The organism is Prevotella sp. AM42-24, from assembly GCF_003461825.1.
Lineage (GTDB): Bacteria > Bacteroidota > Bacteroidia > Bacteroidales > Bacteroidaceae > Prevotella > Prevotella hominis.
This window is the reverse complement of sequence record NZ_QTXV01000013.1, coordinates 30114-45133: the sequence shown is the minus strand read 5'-3', so window position 1 is coordinate 45133 and position 15020 is coordinate 30114. Positions and strand designations below refer to the sequence as shown.

At 44.4% G+C, this 15020-nt stretch carries 11 protein-coding genes; 5 read left to right on the top strand and 6 right to left on the bottom strand.

Annotated features, from left to right (window positions below):
* The first annotated feature begins 231 nt into the window (after positions 1–231).
* From DW917_RS06225 to DW917_RS06210, 4 genes are all read left to right on the top strand, one after another.
* Complete coding sequence (locus DW917_RS06225; RefSeq protein WP_118117175.1) at positions 232–1188, top strand: methylenetetrahydrofolate reductase; 957 nt, start codon at positions 232–234, stop codon at positions 1186–1188.
* Between the two features lie 165 nt (positions 1189–1353).
* Entirely contained in the window at positions 1354–2511 is a 1158-nt protein-coding gene (locus DW917_RS06220; protein ID WP_118117174.1) for a DNA polymerase III subunit delta, read from the top strand.
* Positions 2512–2654: 143 nt separating this feature from the next.
* Entirely contained in the window at positions 2655–4133 is a 1479-nt protein-coding gene (gene ricT / locus DW917_RS06215; RefSeq protein WP_199545495.1) for a regulatory iron-sulfur-containing complex subunit RicT, read from the top strand.
* Between the two features lie 52 nt (positions 4134–4185).
* Positions 4186–4677 carry a gliding motility lipoprotein GldH gene (locus DW917_RS06210; RefSeq protein ID WP_022110052.1) on the top strand — a complete coding sequence of 164 codons (492 nt, stop codon included), beginning with the start codon at positions 4186–4188 and terminating at the stop codon, positions 4675–4677.
* 190 nt (positions 4678–4867) lie between these two features.
* On the opposite strand, the gene rodA is transcribed toward DW917_RS06210, so the two are convergent.
* The 6 genes from rodA to DW917_RS06180 form a co-directional block, all read right to left on the bottom strand.
* A complete protein-coding gene (gene rodA, locus DW917_RS06205) occupies positions 4868–6340 on the bottom strand; it encodes a rod shape-determining protein RodA (RefSeq protein WP_022110051.1) in 1473 nt (490 codons plus the stop codon).
* Positions 6321–8171 carry a penicillin-binding protein 2 gene (mrdA, locus tag DW917_RS06200; protein ID WP_022110050.1) on the bottom strand — a complete coding sequence of 617 codons (1851 nt, stop codon included), beginning with the start codon at positions 8169–8171 and terminating at the stop codon, positions 6321–6323. The genes rodA and mrdA overlap by 20 nt, the downstream gene beginning before the upstream one ends.
* A gap of 72 nt (positions 8172–8243) precedes the next feature.
* Complete coding sequence (mreD, locus tag DW917_RS06195) at positions 8244–8741, bottom strand: rod shape-determining protein MreD (protein ID WP_118117172.1); 498 nt, start codon at positions 8739–8741, stop codon at positions 8244–8246.
* Positions 8742–8820: 79 nt separating this feature from the next.
* Positions 8821–9678, bottom strand: coding sequence for a rod shape-determining protein MreC (gene mreC, locus DW917_RS06190; protein WP_118117171.1), 858 nt, complete (start codon positions 9676–9678; stop codon positions 8821–8823).
* Between the two features lie 249 nt (positions 9679–9927).
* Complete coding sequence (locus tag DW917_RS06185; protein WP_006847875.1) at positions 9928–10950, bottom strand: rod shape-determining protein; 1023 nt, start codon at positions 10948–10950, stop codon at positions 9928–9930.
* Positions 10951–11043: 93 nt separating this feature from the next.
* A complete protein-coding gene (locus tag DW917_RS06180) occupies positions 11044–11637 on the bottom strand; it encodes an IMP cyclohydrolase (protein ID WP_118117170.1) in 594 nt (197 codons plus the stop codon).
* A 770-nt stretch (positions 11638–12407) separates the two neighbouring features.
* Here DW917_RS06180 and clpB point away from each other — a divergent pair.
* Entirely contained in the window at positions 12408–14924 is a 2517-nt protein-coding gene (clpB, locus tag DW917_RS06175) for an ATP-dependent chaperone ClpB (protein ID WP_118117169.1), read from the top strand.
* Positions 14925–15020 lie beyond the last annotated feature (96 nt).

The window sequence follows — 15020 nt, the reverse complement described above, 5'->3', positions numbered from 1 at the left end:
AATATTACATGATTCTTAAAAATATTACGTCCATCTTTCATTTTTCCCCATATTTTTTCATTTTTGCTCCTTATTTTTTCGTTTTGCTCCTTATTTTTTCGTCTTTCAGCCTATTTTTTTGTATTTTTGCAAACAAATAGGGCTATACGCTTTGTCATCCGCAAAAGTAAGGTCCTCAGAGTCTATTCAACATTCAAATTACACCCTACATTACAAAAAGAAATAAAGAAGATGAACATAACAGAATTTCTGAATAACGGGGCCCAAGAGAAAGGTTTTTCATTTGAGGTTCTTCCTCCATTGAAGGGAAATGGTACGGCAGCACTCTTCCGCACCATCGATGCCCTGAAGGAATTTAACCCTCGATTTATAAATATCACCACGCACCACAGCGAGTTTGTCTATAAGGAGTTGGACAACGGCTTGCTTACCCGCCAGCGTGTGCGTCGCCGCCCAGGTACAGTTGCGATTGCAGGTGCCATCCAAAACAAATACGACATTCCGGTTATTCCTCATGTCATTTGTAGTGGAGCCAGCAAGGAAGATATCGAGTATGAACTGCTCGACCTCCAGTTCTTAGGCATTTCAAATCTCCTCGTACTGCGTGGAGACAAGGCGAAGGATGACCGCCAGTTTACACCGACCGCAAATGGTCACATGCATGCTACAGACCTCTTGAAGCAAGTCAACCAATTCAATGATGGCTTCTTCATGGATGGTACTCCTATCAAACACCCGGGAGAAAAATTCTGCTGTGGCGTAGCTTGCTATCCGGAGAAGCATGAGGAAGCTCCAAATCTAGAGATGGACATGCAGCACCTCCTGGAGAAACAACAATTGGGCGCAGCCTATGCTGTAACCCAACTCTTCTACGACAATCAGAAATTCTATGATTTCGTGGAAAAGGCAAGAAAAATGGGTATCACCATACCTATCATTCCTGCCATCAAGCCTTTCGCAAAACTGTCACAACTTACCGTTGTACCTAAGACTTTCCATTGCGACATTCCAGAGGAACTGGCACAGGAAGTCTTGAAGTGTAAGACTGATGAAGACGCAAAAGAACTTGGTATTGAATGGACAACTGCTCAAGTGAAAGACCTCTTCGAGCACGGTTACAATAATGTTCATTTCTTCACCGTCTCCGCTGTGGAGAGTGTTAAACAAATCGCAAAGACTCTGTTTTAAGCGAGAGATTTCAAAAAACGCTAAAGACGTTTTAGAAACATGAACTAAATAATAAAATTCTTTATATAAAAGGAATTGGTAAAAAAAGAAGTTGGTTTAAACGTTTTAAATAGAAAAGATATAAAATAAGAAAACGGAGTTTACTCCTACAAAAAATACTATAATATGAAGTTTAGCGAAGTAATAGGTCAGAAAGAAGTATGGGCACGACTGATGCAGATGGCAGAGGAAGAACGTATTCCTCATGCCATCATGTTCTGCGGTCCTAAAGGCTGCGGCAAGATGGCTGTAGCTTTGGCTTTCGCCAGCTATCTGATGGGAGAAAAAATGGAAGAGAATGCTTCTACTCCTACAGACGCTGAACGCCGTACCAGTGCCATGCTCAAGAAATGGGAACATCCAGACCTCCATTTCACCTTCCCTACCATCAAAACATCTGATATGGGAAGTGAACACAAGCCTATCAGCGACGACTTCATTACCCAATGGCGAGAATTGCTTGCCGAAGGTCCTTACTTCCAGATCGACCAATGGATGAGGAAAATGGGGAAAAATGATGCAGACTTCAACAAGCAGGCTATCATTACTGTAGAAGAGACTGACGAAATCTCCCGCAAGCTCAATTTCAAGTCGGTACTCGGAGGCAATAAGGTAAGCCTCATCTGGCTTCCTGAGCGCATGAATATTACGAGTGCCAACAAGATATTGAAACTTCTGGAAGAACCGCCTGCCAAGACCTACTTCATCATGGTGAGTGAAGAACCGGAATTGCTCCTCGAAACCATCAGAAGCCGTACTCAAAGAATCGATTTCAAGAAGATTTCTGATGAAGAGATGGAAGAAGCACTCATCAGCAGAAGAGGATTAGAGCAAGAGAATGCCCATCGCATCGCACGCATCGCACATGGCAACTGGAATGCGGCGATCGAAGAACTCAATGCCGGCAATGAGAACAGGCAGCATCTGGACATGTTTATCATGCTCATGCGACTTGCCTACATGCGCAATATCCACGACCTCAAAAAATGGAGCGAAGTAGTAGCTACTTTCGGACGAGAAAAACAGAAACGTATGCTTGATTATTTCACGCACATGCTCAGAGAAAGTTTCATGTACAATTTCCGGCAGGAAGAACTGATTTACATGACGCAAGAGGAAGAGAATTTCGCCAAGAATTTCGCCCGTTTCATCAACGAGGCTAATATCATCGATATATTCAACCTCTTCGATGAATGCAAAAGGGATATTGGGCAAAATGCCAATGCCAAAATAGTCTTTTTCGATCTGGCTCTCAAAATCATCGTATTGCTCATCAGAAAATAATGGTTGAAGAATGCGGAATCAAGAGTCAGTAAAGACGATTATCAGATAAGAAATATTCATTGTACATAGAGAATTTGTACAATACAACATATACATCATACAATATACACTATTAAAATCAGATTATTGTGGATTACAAGGATATGAAATTCAGAATGTGGAATGGTTGCGACCGAGGTCTCTGCTGCAAGGCAGTAGGACGCCAAGACCGACAACTGAACACATACGACTGGCTTGCCGATGTGCCTGGCAATGCCGAAAGCACAGACCTTGTGGAAGTGCAGTTTAAGAACACCCGAAAGGCATATTATCACAACGTCAACAACCTCGACCTGAAAAAAGGGGATGTCGTGGCGGTGGAGGCAAGTCCTGGCCATGACATTGGTGTGGTTACTCTTACAGGAAGATTGGTGAAATTGCAAATCAAGAAAGCCAATCTCAAATCTGCAGATGACATCAAGCGCATCTATCGAATTGCCAAACCTGTAGATATCGAGAAGTGCAAGGAAGCCAAGAGCCGTGAGCACGGCACCATGATTCAGAGCCGACAGATTGCGAAAGATCTTGGACTGAAGATGAAGATTGGCGATGTGGAATATCAGGGAGACGGAAACAAAGCTATCTTCTATTATATTGCCGACGAGCGTGTCGATTTCCGACAACTCATCAAGGTTTTGGCAGATACTTTCCATGTGCGCATCGAAATGAAACAAATTGGAGCAAGACAGGAAGCAGGACGCATCGGTGGTACAGGACCTTGCGGACGCGAGCTCTGTTGTGCCACTTGGATGAAAAACTTTGTGAGTGTAAGTACAAACGCAGCCCGCTTCCAGGACATTTCTCTCAACCCTCAGAAATTGGCTGGCATGTGTGCAAAACTCAAATGCTGTCTCAACTATGAGGTAGATAACTATGTGGAAGCAGGCAAGAAAATTCCTGCCAAGGATATTATTCTGCAAACAGCTGACGGAGATTTCTACCAGTTTAAGACAGATATTCTTGCAGGTCTTATCACCTATTCTTCAGATAAGAATATGGCTTCCAACCTCGAAACGATTACAGCAGAACGAGCTCAAGAAATCATAGCAATGAACCGTCAGGGCGAAAAGCCTTTGAGTTTATTGGAAGACGGTAAGGTGAAAGAGAAACCAAAATCTGCAGACTTGCTTGCAGAAGCAGACCTAAGCCGTTTTGACAAGGCAAAGCGAAAGAAAAAGAATAATAAGAATCGCAACAAAGCCGTTAATGGCGAAAATGCTCAGCAGCAAAATGCGCCACAGCAGCAAAATGCCGATATTCCAAATACAGCATCTGCACCTGAGGAACGTGACGGAAATAGAGAGAATCGACGCAATGATAATCGAAACCGCGGTCAGAGACCTCAGAGAAATAATCGCCAGCAGGGAGAGAGACCTCAGAGAAATAATCGCCAGCAGGGAGAGAGACCTCAGAGAAATAATCGCCAGCAGGGAGAAAGACCTCAGAGAGACAATCGCCAGCAGGGAGAAAGACCTCAGAGAGACAATCGCCAGCAGGGGGAAAGACCTCAGAGAGACAATCGCCAGCAGGGGGAAAGACCTCAGGGAGACAGAAACAACAACCCAAGTGGCAATCAAGAATAACATAAAGTAAGGAATGATAATATAAAAAAGGTAAGAAAGGTAATATAAGATAATGAAGAAACTATTCTATACCTTATTAATAATAGGTACATTCACTGCTTTAAACTTTTTCTCATCCTGCAAGGATTCAATGGTTTACGATTCGTATTCTCATACTCCTATTGCCGGATGGGAAAAAAACGACACCTTGTCGTTTGATATTCCACCATTGGCAGCATCGGGGTACTATCAGGAACATTTAGGACTTCGCATCACAGGTGCTTATCCTTTTATGGGACTGACCCTCATCGTAGAACAGAGCATCTACCCCGACAGCCACAACAGGAAAGAAAAAACAGTGAAGATAGATACTATCCAATGCAAGCTCATCGACAAAAACGGAGCTACGACAGGACAAGGAATCAGTTATTATCAATATAACTTCCCCATCAACGTTTATCAATTGAACAAAAACGACTCTATCCACGTCACCATCCGCCATGACATGAAACGAGAGATTCTGCCAGGCATCAGTGATATTGGATTAAAAGTCGTGAAACATTAAAGAGAAATCCCCCTTGAAAGTTCTCAACATCACAGAGGAACTTCAAGGGGGACTTCTCTTTTACGATTTTTTCACGAAGATTTCGCAGATTACACAGATTTTATCTAATACTTCGCATTCTTACCAAGTTTAATCTCTGCTTCTTTCCAAGCTTATCTCTGCTTTCTTTCCAGTTTAATCTCTACATATTTTAGTTTCTTATCAGATTTCGTCCTGCATCAATCCTTAGGAAAATGAAAAGCAGGATGGTGAAACCCCAAAGCGAACTACCGCCATAACTGAAGAATGGCAAAGGAATACCAATGACAGGAGTGAGACCCAGCACCATGCCCACATTGATAAACAGATGAAAGAGGAACACACTCAGAACACAATAACCATAGACTCGTCCAAACTTGAAGGGTTGCCGCTCTGCCAGATGAATCAACCTCAATATCAATGCCAGGAAGAGCAGAAGCACACAGGCCGAGCCGAGGAATCCTTCCTCCTCTCCTACCGTACAGAAGATAAAGTCAGTATCCTGCTCTGGCACGAACTTCAGCTTGGTCTGCGTTCCGTTCAGGAATCCCTTACCTTGCAAGCCACCAGATCCGATAGCAATCTCACTCTGATGAACATTGTAACCTGCACCAGCCAAGTCTTCATCCAAGCCTAAAAGTACATTGATACGTACACGCTGGTGAGGTTCCATCACATTGTTGAGCACATAATCGGCTGAGTAGAAGAAAGCTATAGAACCCAAGGCGAAGGCAGCTATGAAATAATAACTGCGCAATCGGGTTGCCAATGCCTGATAAACGATATAGCCAATCATGGCTGCACACAAACCGAGTTGAACCCAAACGATGTCGAAAGGAATCACATAGGTGGAGAAGAGCAGGAAGATGAGCGTAATGCCGACAGTATATGCAAGAATCGTATAACAATGTTTCTTATTACCCGTATAGGAACTGACCATACCTGCCGTAAATATCTGCACCAGCAAAAGCACCACAAACTTACCGATGGAAGTATAGGAGTCCCACATCATCACATTCTCATACTTGATGCCTACTACGAAATAGACCACCATGGCCACAGCCGTAAAGAGGATGCTTCCGGGCATTCCCTCGCGATAGAGCATGAGGAAAAAGGCTGAATAGACCAATGCTGAACCCGTCTCTCTCTGTCCTACAATGCACACCATTGGGAGCAGGATAATACCCACTGCAGCCATGAAATGCTTGATGTTGTGGATATTAAAACCATAACTCGACATAAACTTAGCTACGGCGAGTGCCGTGGCAAACTTACCAAACTCGGCGGGCTGGAGTCGGAGCGGACCTAACACAAGCCAGGAATGCGAACCCTTGATGCTATGCGGATTGAATATCGTGGCAAAAAGCAACAATATCAAGACGGCATAAATCACATACGAGAAGGTATCGTAAAACCTGTCGTCGAGCATCAGGAGTACAAAGCCTAATGCGATCGAAGTACCTATCCAGATAATCTGCATGCCCGAACGAGTACCCAGACTGAAAATATCATTGTCACCATAAGTGTAGCTGGCACCACAGACACTGATCCATCCGAATGAAAGCAGTGCAAGATAAATACCTATCGTCCACCAGTCGATGGAACGAAGCACACTTGGTTGTCTATTATCTGCTACTTGAGCCATAAGCGATTCTTCTATTTTGCATTGCCGTCGCCTGACTTTCAGAAGCTGGCGACAATTTACCTTTCAAATATTGTTCCATCATCAATCCGCCGATAGGCACACCATAATCAGCGCCCCATCCACCATTCTCTACATATACGGCAATGGCAATCTTTGGATTGTTCATTGGTGCGAAGCCCATGAATACAGAGTGGTCATGACCACGGTTCTGCGCAGTACCCGTCTTACCACAAGGTTCAAAGTCGTATCGGGCAAGCATCTTACAGGTTCCTCTCAAAGCTGAACTTCTCATACCTGCCACTACGTAATCATAAGCCCTTCGAGTAGCCATCGTCTGATGGCGTCGGGTATAAAGTGTATCGAGCGGTTCGCCCTTTACCTTACGTACTACATGAGGCACGTAGTAATAACCACGGTTGGCTATCGTTGCACCCAGGTTGGCTATTTGCAGAGGGGTCAGGTTGACCTCACCCTGTCCGATGGAGATACTGATAATGGTCAATCCGTTCCATGAGCCTTTATAAGCCTTGTCATAATAGGCAGCATTAGGAATAAGACCTCGCTTTTCACCAGGCAAGTCAATGCCCAACTTATATCCGAATCCCATACTCTTCATATAGTCGCGCCAGGTGTCCATAGCGGTCTGTACGGAATGGTACTTACGCTTATTACCCATCATATAGTAAAGTCCCCAACAGAAATAACCGTTACAAGAAGTACTGATAGCATCCACCAGAGCGATAGGCGATGGATGGCCGTGACAACCTACGTGGAGCCCCCTGTAAGAGAAACCTCTATGGCAAGGGAAAGCCGTACCTGGCGTGATAATTCCCTCAGAAAGGAAAGTAAGCGCCTGCGTAGTCTTGAAGGTAGAACCCGGAGGATACTGACCCATGATACTACGGTTGAGGAGTGGTTTCCACGGATTGTGAGACAGCCACTTGTGCATCTTTCCACGCTGTTTGCCCACCAGACGACGAGGGTCGTAAGTAGGAGAAGAAACCATAGCCAGCACCTCTCCCGTGCGCGGATCAATAGCTACGATACTACCGATTTTACCCTGCATGAGTCGCTCACCCAACGCCTGTAATTTTACATCAATACCGAGCGTCAGATCCTTACCTGCGATAGGTTTCTGGTCGAACTTTCCGTTCTGATAACTGCCTTGTATTCTACCTCGGGCATCACGAAGCATGATTTTCACACCCTTCTGTCCGCGCAATTCTTTTTCATAATGCTTTTCCAGACCGAGTTTACCGATGTAGTCACCTGGCTGATAATAGCTATCATCCTCTATATCGCTTTCCGAAACCTCTCCCACATCACCCAGCACATGGGCTGCATAAGGATAAGTATATTCTCGGATGCTTCGTTTCTGCACATAGAAGCCAGGAAAACGGAACATCTTTTCCTGGAACACGCTAAAATCCTTATCGCTCAACTGAGTCATGAAGAGCTGTTGCGTATATCTGGAATATCCAGGATTCTTACTTCTGTCCTTGATATCTTCCATACGCTTGATGAAAAATTCCTTGGTAATACCTAAGGCATTACAGAAGTCCATTGTGTCGAGACGATTCTTCTCTTCGTTCATCACTACCATGATGTCATAGGAAGGCTGGTTGTAAACCATCAGCTTGCCATTGCGGTCGTAGATGGCACCTCTCGAAGGATATTCTATCTGCTTGAGGAAGGCATTACTATCGGCATTTTTCTTATAGTCGTCGCTCATAATCTGGAGCGTAAAGAGACGAATCAGATAGGTGACCACTATTACTATGGCCACACCACCTATCACAAATCTACGCTTTTCGAGATTATAATCTATCATATTTCCTATCCTTATTGATTGTCCTGAAATTCAGGAGATTCAAGATTTGCACAGTGAACCCCTGAAGTCCTTCTATTTTTTAATACTTTCCAATGCCATAACCAGCAAGTAAGTGAGCAGGGTACTGCCCCCAATACACTTGAGCCACTGGATCCAATTGAAGAAATTGAAGGTCTCCAATGTGAAGAATACCAAGCAATAGAGCAGAATCATGATGAAAACATACCAGAAAAAGGAAGAAACACCAATGCTGCGGATGGTTGGTTCCAGATCGTCAGCACTGTCTCTCGGTATGAAAATTTCGAAGAGATAAGGCTGAACCAGTCCCATGAGCGTCATAGAAGCAGCTGCCACACCTGGGGTATTGGCAAAGACATCAACACAGAGTCCGAGGGAAAAACTCCAGAGAAGAGCCGACCATCTGGACTGGTTTCTGCGAAAATGCAGCACCAGGATGATGTAGATCAATGGTGTGGCACAATCGAAGAGATGAATATGATTGAGCACCAGTCCTTGTACCAACAAGAGTACTACAAACAGCACAAATCGTCTTACTTGTTCTATACTCATTAGTTAAAATTAGAAATTTAAATATTTGAATAACCATTTCCATTTTGCCTCATTCCATGCATCAGGAATACAGGCTATTTTAATCCGGTTTGATGGAATCCTGAGCCGCTCTCATCAGTTCGAGACGCTCACGCATAGGCGCATCATCGATGACACAGACGTCACGCAGCTTGGCAAAATCAGTAGAGAGTTTCAACTGTACCCGATACGAAAGACCATCCGCGGAATTGAATACGTGCAGCACCTTTCCTACCAACACACCTGGAGGGAAGACAGCAGAGTAGCCACTCGTCACTACATAATCGCCCAACTTGAAATGAGCATGACGAGGAACATCCTCCATATAAGCATATTCAGAAGGACCACCTTTCCAACGAAGATAACCAAAATAACCTCTGTTTTTGATGGTGCAACTGATGTTAGACTTTATATTGAGTACAGGAATCAGCACGCTATAATGTTCTGCTACCAGATACACGATGCCAACCACACCCGTACCGCAAACCACACCCATATCCTTGCGTACACCATCAGCCCTACCCTTGTCGATAGTCATCAGGTTGCCCGGCTTATCTATGCTATTGGCAACCACCTTGGCAGGAATCAGATGATATGACTGCAACAGACTCATCTGGCTACGCTGCGCAAAGGTACTGTCCTTGGTAGCATCAGTCAATTTCTCGGAGAGCTGCTGCACCTGCTGTTCCAGGTAAGCATTGCGTTGGGTCAGTTCCTGATTTACCTTGGTGAGTGAGAAAAAGGTTTCCACATTGGAATCCCATTCGTAGAGTTTGCCCGTCACGGCATTAGCCGATGAGAACCATACGCTACCCTGGTAACTGTTGTACTGAAACAGGAGCACAAAACTCACCACCTCAAGAATCACAAAGACAAACCAATGGTTATATTTTGCCAAAAACTCTAAAAGGTTGTGCATACTTTTAGTAAATTAACATGTAAATGAAAAAAACATGTAGAATATCAACATGCAGGAGAAAAGCTATCATAAGACTCACCCATGATGAGTCAACCCATCCTGATTTAATTCATTTTACGCCTTAATCCGCTCAATGTATTAAACCATTATGACTTAAAAAGAGATGATCTCCTCCTCGAGCGAGGAGGATTCCATCTCTTTATCTATCTTTTCACCTTATATATTATTATCTCTCTTTGATGAAACTATTTATCGCATCAAGAAAGAGAAACGATCTACATTTTTCAATGCAATACCAGCACCCTTAGCTACACTGTGCAATGGGTCTTCTGCGATGTGGAATGGGATATTGATCTTATCCTGGAGTCGCTTGTCGAGACCACGGAGCAAAGCACCACCACCAGAGAGCCAGATACCATTCTTTACGATATCAGCATAAAGCTCAGGAGGAGTATTTTCGAGTGCAGAAAGCACAGCATTCTCAATCTTCGCTACAGTCTTATCCAAACAGTGAGCAATTTCCTGATAACATACAGGAACCTCCATTGGAAGGGCTGTAATACGGTTAGGACCATGAACGATGAAATCCTCAGGAGCCTCATCACCAAGATCTGTCAAGGCAGAACCTACATGAATCTTGATACGCTCAGCCATACGCTCAGAAACCTTCACATTGTGCTGGCGGCTCATATATTCCTGGATATCAGCAGTAAGATCATCACCTGCAGTACGGATAGAATTGTTGGAAACAATACCACCCAGAGAAATCACTGCAATCTCGGTAGAACCACCACCTATATCAACTATCATATTGCCTTCAGGTGCCTCTACATCGATACCGATACCGATAGCTGCAGCCATTGGCTCAAAAATCAAGTAAACATCACGGCCATCTGCATGTTCTGCAGAATCGCGCACTGCACGAAGTTCCACCTCAGTAGAACCAGAAGGAACTCCGATAACCATACGGAGTGATGGGGAGAACAGACGACTACCCGTGTGAACCATCTTGATGAGTCCACGCATCATCTGCTCGCAAGCGGTAAAGTCGGCAATAACACCATCGCGCAAAGGACGGATTGTACGGATGTTGTCATGAGTCTTCTCGTACATCATCTTAGCCTTCTCTCCCACCGCAATCATCTTGTCGGTACGACGGTCAAGTGCCACAACAGAAGGTTCGTCCACTACAATCTTATCATCACTGATAATGATGGTATTGGCGGTACCTAAGTCCATTGCGATTTCCTGAATAAATGAAAAAAATCCCATTTTCTAATGTAAAATCTATTATTTTAAGCTTAAAATCTATCTTTTGCAGCCATCTTCTCGCCTCACAATATGAGAGCAAGAAGAGAAGCTTTTTTACTTAGCAAACCAAGCGTGGATTGCAGTATCATAGTGAGAACTTACACCAAAGGCACGCTCTGCGAACATCTTGCGGTCTTCGATATCAGTCTCTGCACCCTTCTGCTTGAGAATATCAAGAAGCACACTGTACTCAGCCTTGCTTGGAACGATGACTACATCCTTGAAGTTCTTTGCACCTGCACGGATCAAAGAAATACCACCGATATCAATCTTCTCGATAATATCAGCATCGCTGGCACCACTTGCTACAGTCTGCTCGAATGGATACAAATCTACGATAACGAGGTCGATGCTTGGAATTTCAAATTCCTTCATCTGCTCCTGGTCACCCTCATTGTCGCGGCGAGCCAAGATTCCTCCAAATATTTTTGGGTGAAGAGTTTTCACACGACCACCAAGGATTGATGGATATGTGGTTACATCCTCTACTTTCTGACATTCATAACCCAAAGATTCGATAAATTTCTGAGTACCACCAGTGCTCAAGAATTTAACACCCTCTTCGTTCAACTTGGCGAGCAACTCATCCAAGCCATCTTTGTGGAAGACAGACACCAACGCTGTCTTGATTTTCTTTGTTTCAGCCATTAATTATCTATTTTGAATTCGACTTCTTTCTAATTATAAAACGCTGCAAAATTACAAAAAATAATCGAAACTACCAAATTTCAAGGCGAGTTATAGGAATATTTTAGGTATATTTGCGATAAATCAAGTCTGATTGCTAATAATATTACCAGTTTTGGTTAACATTGCGAGCACAAGCTGATGCCGTCCATAGTTTCTCATTCACACCATTTCTATCCGATAATCCTCTGCAATTCAAGAAGTTATACTTTACCTTACATATACTTTCTCTCATCAACGGATGCTAATATTACAATTCCGGTCATGGTCATTTTCGGTCAAAATGAAAGAGAAAGTATAATTAACTATTTATCACTAAAAAAGTACAAGCTTTTAATGAATCCCGAAAATAAAAATGACCGATAATGACCATGACCGGTCATTCACCCTTCCTTTCCAAAAAGCAAAAAGCCTATTTTCTATGACAGGTAGAATGAAGCGCCTATTAAGACCAAGATTAGGCGTCTATTAAAACCCAAGTTGGTCGTCTATAAAAGTCCTGAAGTTATTCTCTTTTAAAAGACTCAAAGTTCGCTCTCTAAACCGACAATTTGACATATAAAACATCCCAAAAACCATCTAAAACCGCCCTATTCATGTCAAAATGTCAGAAAATCACATATCGGCACACTATTCGCTCTTTTGGCAAGAGAAAGCTGAATAATAATTCATAAAATCAGAATTCACTAAAAGAAAATAATAATCCCTATAAATAAGAAAGGAGAATAAATATGACATTCGACAAATTTACAATCAAGGCGCAAGAAGCGGTGCAAGCCGCTGTGAACATCGCGCAGCGTAATGGTCAGCAGACCATCGAACCGGTGCATCTTCTCAGTGGTATCATCGAGAAAGCACCTGATGTAACCAACTATATCTTCCAGAAGTTAGGCATGAACGGCAATCAGATTGCCATGCTCTTACAACAGGAGATGCAGCATCTGCCTCGTGTGCAGGGTGCCGGGCAGCCATATCTCTCGGGCGACACCAATCAGATTCTTATCAATGCTGAAGACATCGCCAAGAAGATGGGCGACGAATTCGTCAGCGTGGAACCAATCCTCCTTGCCATCCTCAAAGGTAATTCTACTGCAGCACGCATCTTGAAGGATGCAGGTGCCAACGAGAAGGATTTGACAGCTGCTATCCAGGCCCTCAGACAAGGACAGAACGTTAAGAGTCAAAGTGCTGACGAGAACTATCAGAGTCTCGAAAAATACGCCAAGAATCTGGTTGAACAGGCCAGAAGCGGCAAACTCGACCCAGTAATCGGTCGTGACGAAGAGATTCGCCGGGTACTTCAGATTCTCTCTCGTAGAACCAAGAACAACCCTATCCTTATCGGTGAACCAGGTACTGGTAAAACCGCTATCGTAGAGGGACTTGCAGAGCGTATCGTACGTGGCGATGTGCCTGAGAACCTGAAGAACAAGCAGCTCTATTCGCTTGATATGGGTGCACTGGTGGCTGGTGCAAAATACAAGGGTGAATTTGAGGAACGACTCAAGAGCGTCATCAAGGAGGTAACCAATGCCAACGGACAGATTATCCTCTTCATCGATGAGATTCATACCCTGGTAGGTGCTGGCGGTGGCGAGGGTGCCATGGATGCTGCCAACATTCTGAAACCTGCCTTGGCTCGTGGTGAATTGAGAGCCATCGGTGCTACTACCCTCAACGAGTACCAGAAGTACTTCGAAAAGGATAAGGCACTAGAGCGTCGATTCCAGACCGTCATGGTCAACGAACCTGACGAGGTAGATGCCATCAGTATCCTCCGTGGTATTAAGGAACGTTATGAGAACCATCATAAGGTACGTATTCAGGATGATGCCTGCATTGCAGCCGTCAAGTTGTCTGAAAGATACATCTCCGACAGATTTCTTCCGGACAAGGCCATCGACCTGATGGATGAAGCCGCAGCTAAACTCCGTATGGAGCGCGACTCCGTGCCAGAGGAACTGGATGAAATCACCCGTCACTTGAAGCAGCTGGAGATTGAACGTGAGGCTATTAAGCGTGAAAACGACCAGCCTAAGATTCAGCAACTCGACAAGGAGATTGCAGAGTTGAAGGATAAGGAGCATGACTTCCGTGCTAAATGGGAAGGCGAGAAAGCACTCGTCAACAAGATTCAGCAGGACAAGCAGGAGATGGAGAATCTCAAGTTTGAGGCTGAACGCATGGAGCGTGAAGGCAATTACGAGCGCGTAGCTGAAATCAGATACTCTAAGCTGGTAGCTCTCGAAGACGACATCAAGAAGATTCAGGAGCAACTGAAGAGTACTCAGGGCGGTGAGGCGATGATCCGCGAGGAGGTTACTGCCGACGATATTGCAGAGGTAGTAAGCCGCTGGACGGGAATTCCAGTAAGCCGTATGATGCAGAGCGAGCGCGAAAAACTGCTCCATCTGGAAGAAGAACTCCACAAGAGAGTCATCGGACAAGACGAGGCTATCACAGCAGTAAGTGATGCTGTACGCCGTTCTCGTGCTGGATTGCAGGATCCTAAGCGTCCTATCGCCAGCTTTATCTTCCTCGGAACTACCGGTGTTGGTAAAACCGAGTTGGCCAAGGCGCTTGCCGAATACCTGTTCAATGATGAGTCGATGATGACCCGAATTGATATGAGTGAGTATCAGGAAAAGTTCAGTGTTACCCGTTTGATTGGAGCGCCTCCGGGGTATGTAGGATACGATGAGGGTGGTCAGTTAACCGAGGCTGTTCGTCGCAAACCATACAGTGTAGTTCTCTTCGATGAGATAGAGAAGGCTCACCCTGACGTCTTCAACACCTTACTTCAGGTATTGGACGATGGCCGTTTGACCGACAATAAGGGTCGTGTGGTAAACTTCAAGAACACCATCATCATCATGACTTCCAATGCAAGCCGTGAGATGTTGAAGAAGACCTTCCGTCCTGAGTTCCTGAACCGTATCGACGACATCATCACCTTCAAGCCTCTCACCCAGGAGCAGATAGCCAAAGTGGTTGAACTCCAGATGAATAGAGTCAAGAAGATGTTGGAGCCTCAAGGCTTTGAACTCTGCTGGACTCCTGCCGCCATCAGTTATCTTGCTGAGGTAGGTTACGATCCAGAGTTTGGTGCCCGCCCTGTAAAGCGTGCTATTCAGGATTACGTATTGAACGACTTGAGTAAGAAGATTCTTTCCGAAGAAGTAAGTCGTGAGAAGCCAATCACTATCGATTACACCAAGGAAGGCGGATTGGTATTCGAGAACAAGTAATACAAAATTGAAGAAAAGTAATTCAATAGGTTAAAGATAGAAAGAAAACAAGAAAAAAGGTTCCTTCGGGGAGTAACATCCTTCGAAGGAACCTTT

What these genes read in the sequence shown, in the direction of transcription:
- DW917_RS06225 (WP_118117175.1), top strand. Translation starts at nt 232, where the DNA reads ATGAACATAACAGAATTTCTGAATAACGGGGCCCAAGAGAAAGGTTTT.
- DW917_RS06220 (WP_118117174.1), top strand. Translation starts at nt 1,354, where the DNA reads ATGAAGTTTAGCGAAGTAATAGGTCAGAAAGAAGTATGGGCACGACTG.
- ricT (WP_199545495.1), top strand. Translation starts at nt 2,655, where the DNA reads ATGAAATTCAGAATGTGGAATGGTTGCGACCGAGGTCTCTGCTGCAAG.
- DW917_RS06210 (WP_022110052.1), top strand. Translation starts at nt 4,186, where the DNA reads ATGAAGAAACTATTCTATACCTTATTAATAATAGGTACATTCACTGCT.
- rodA (WP_022110051.1), bottom strand. Translation starts at nt 6,340, where the DNA reads ATGGCTCAAGTAGCAGATAATAGACAACCAAGTGTGCTTCGTTCCATC.
- mrdA (WP_022110050.1), bottom strand. Translation starts at nt 8,171, where the DNA reads ATGATAGATTATAATCTCGAAAAGCGTAGATTTGTGATAGGTGGTGTG.
- mreD (WP_118117172.1), bottom strand. Translation starts at nt 8,741, where the DNA reads ATGAGTATAGAACAAGTAAGACGATTTGTGCTGTTTGTAGTACTCTTG.
- mreC (WP_118117171.1), bottom strand. Translation starts at nt 9,678, where the DNA reads ATGCACAACCTTTTAGAGTTTTTGGCAAAATATAACCATTGGTTTGTC.
- DW917_RS06185 (WP_006847875.1), bottom strand. Translation starts at nt 10,950, where the DNA reads ATGGGATTTTTTTCATTTATTCAGGAAATCGCAATGGACTTAGGTACC.
- DW917_RS06180 (WP_118117170.1), bottom strand. Translation starts at nt 11,637, where the DNA reads ATGGCTGAAACAAAGAAAATCAAGACAGCGTTGGTGTCTGTCTTCCAC.
- clpB (WP_118117169.1), top strand. Translation starts at nt 12,408, where the DNA reads ATGACATTCGACAAATTTACAATCAAGGCGCAAGAAGCGGTGCAAGCC.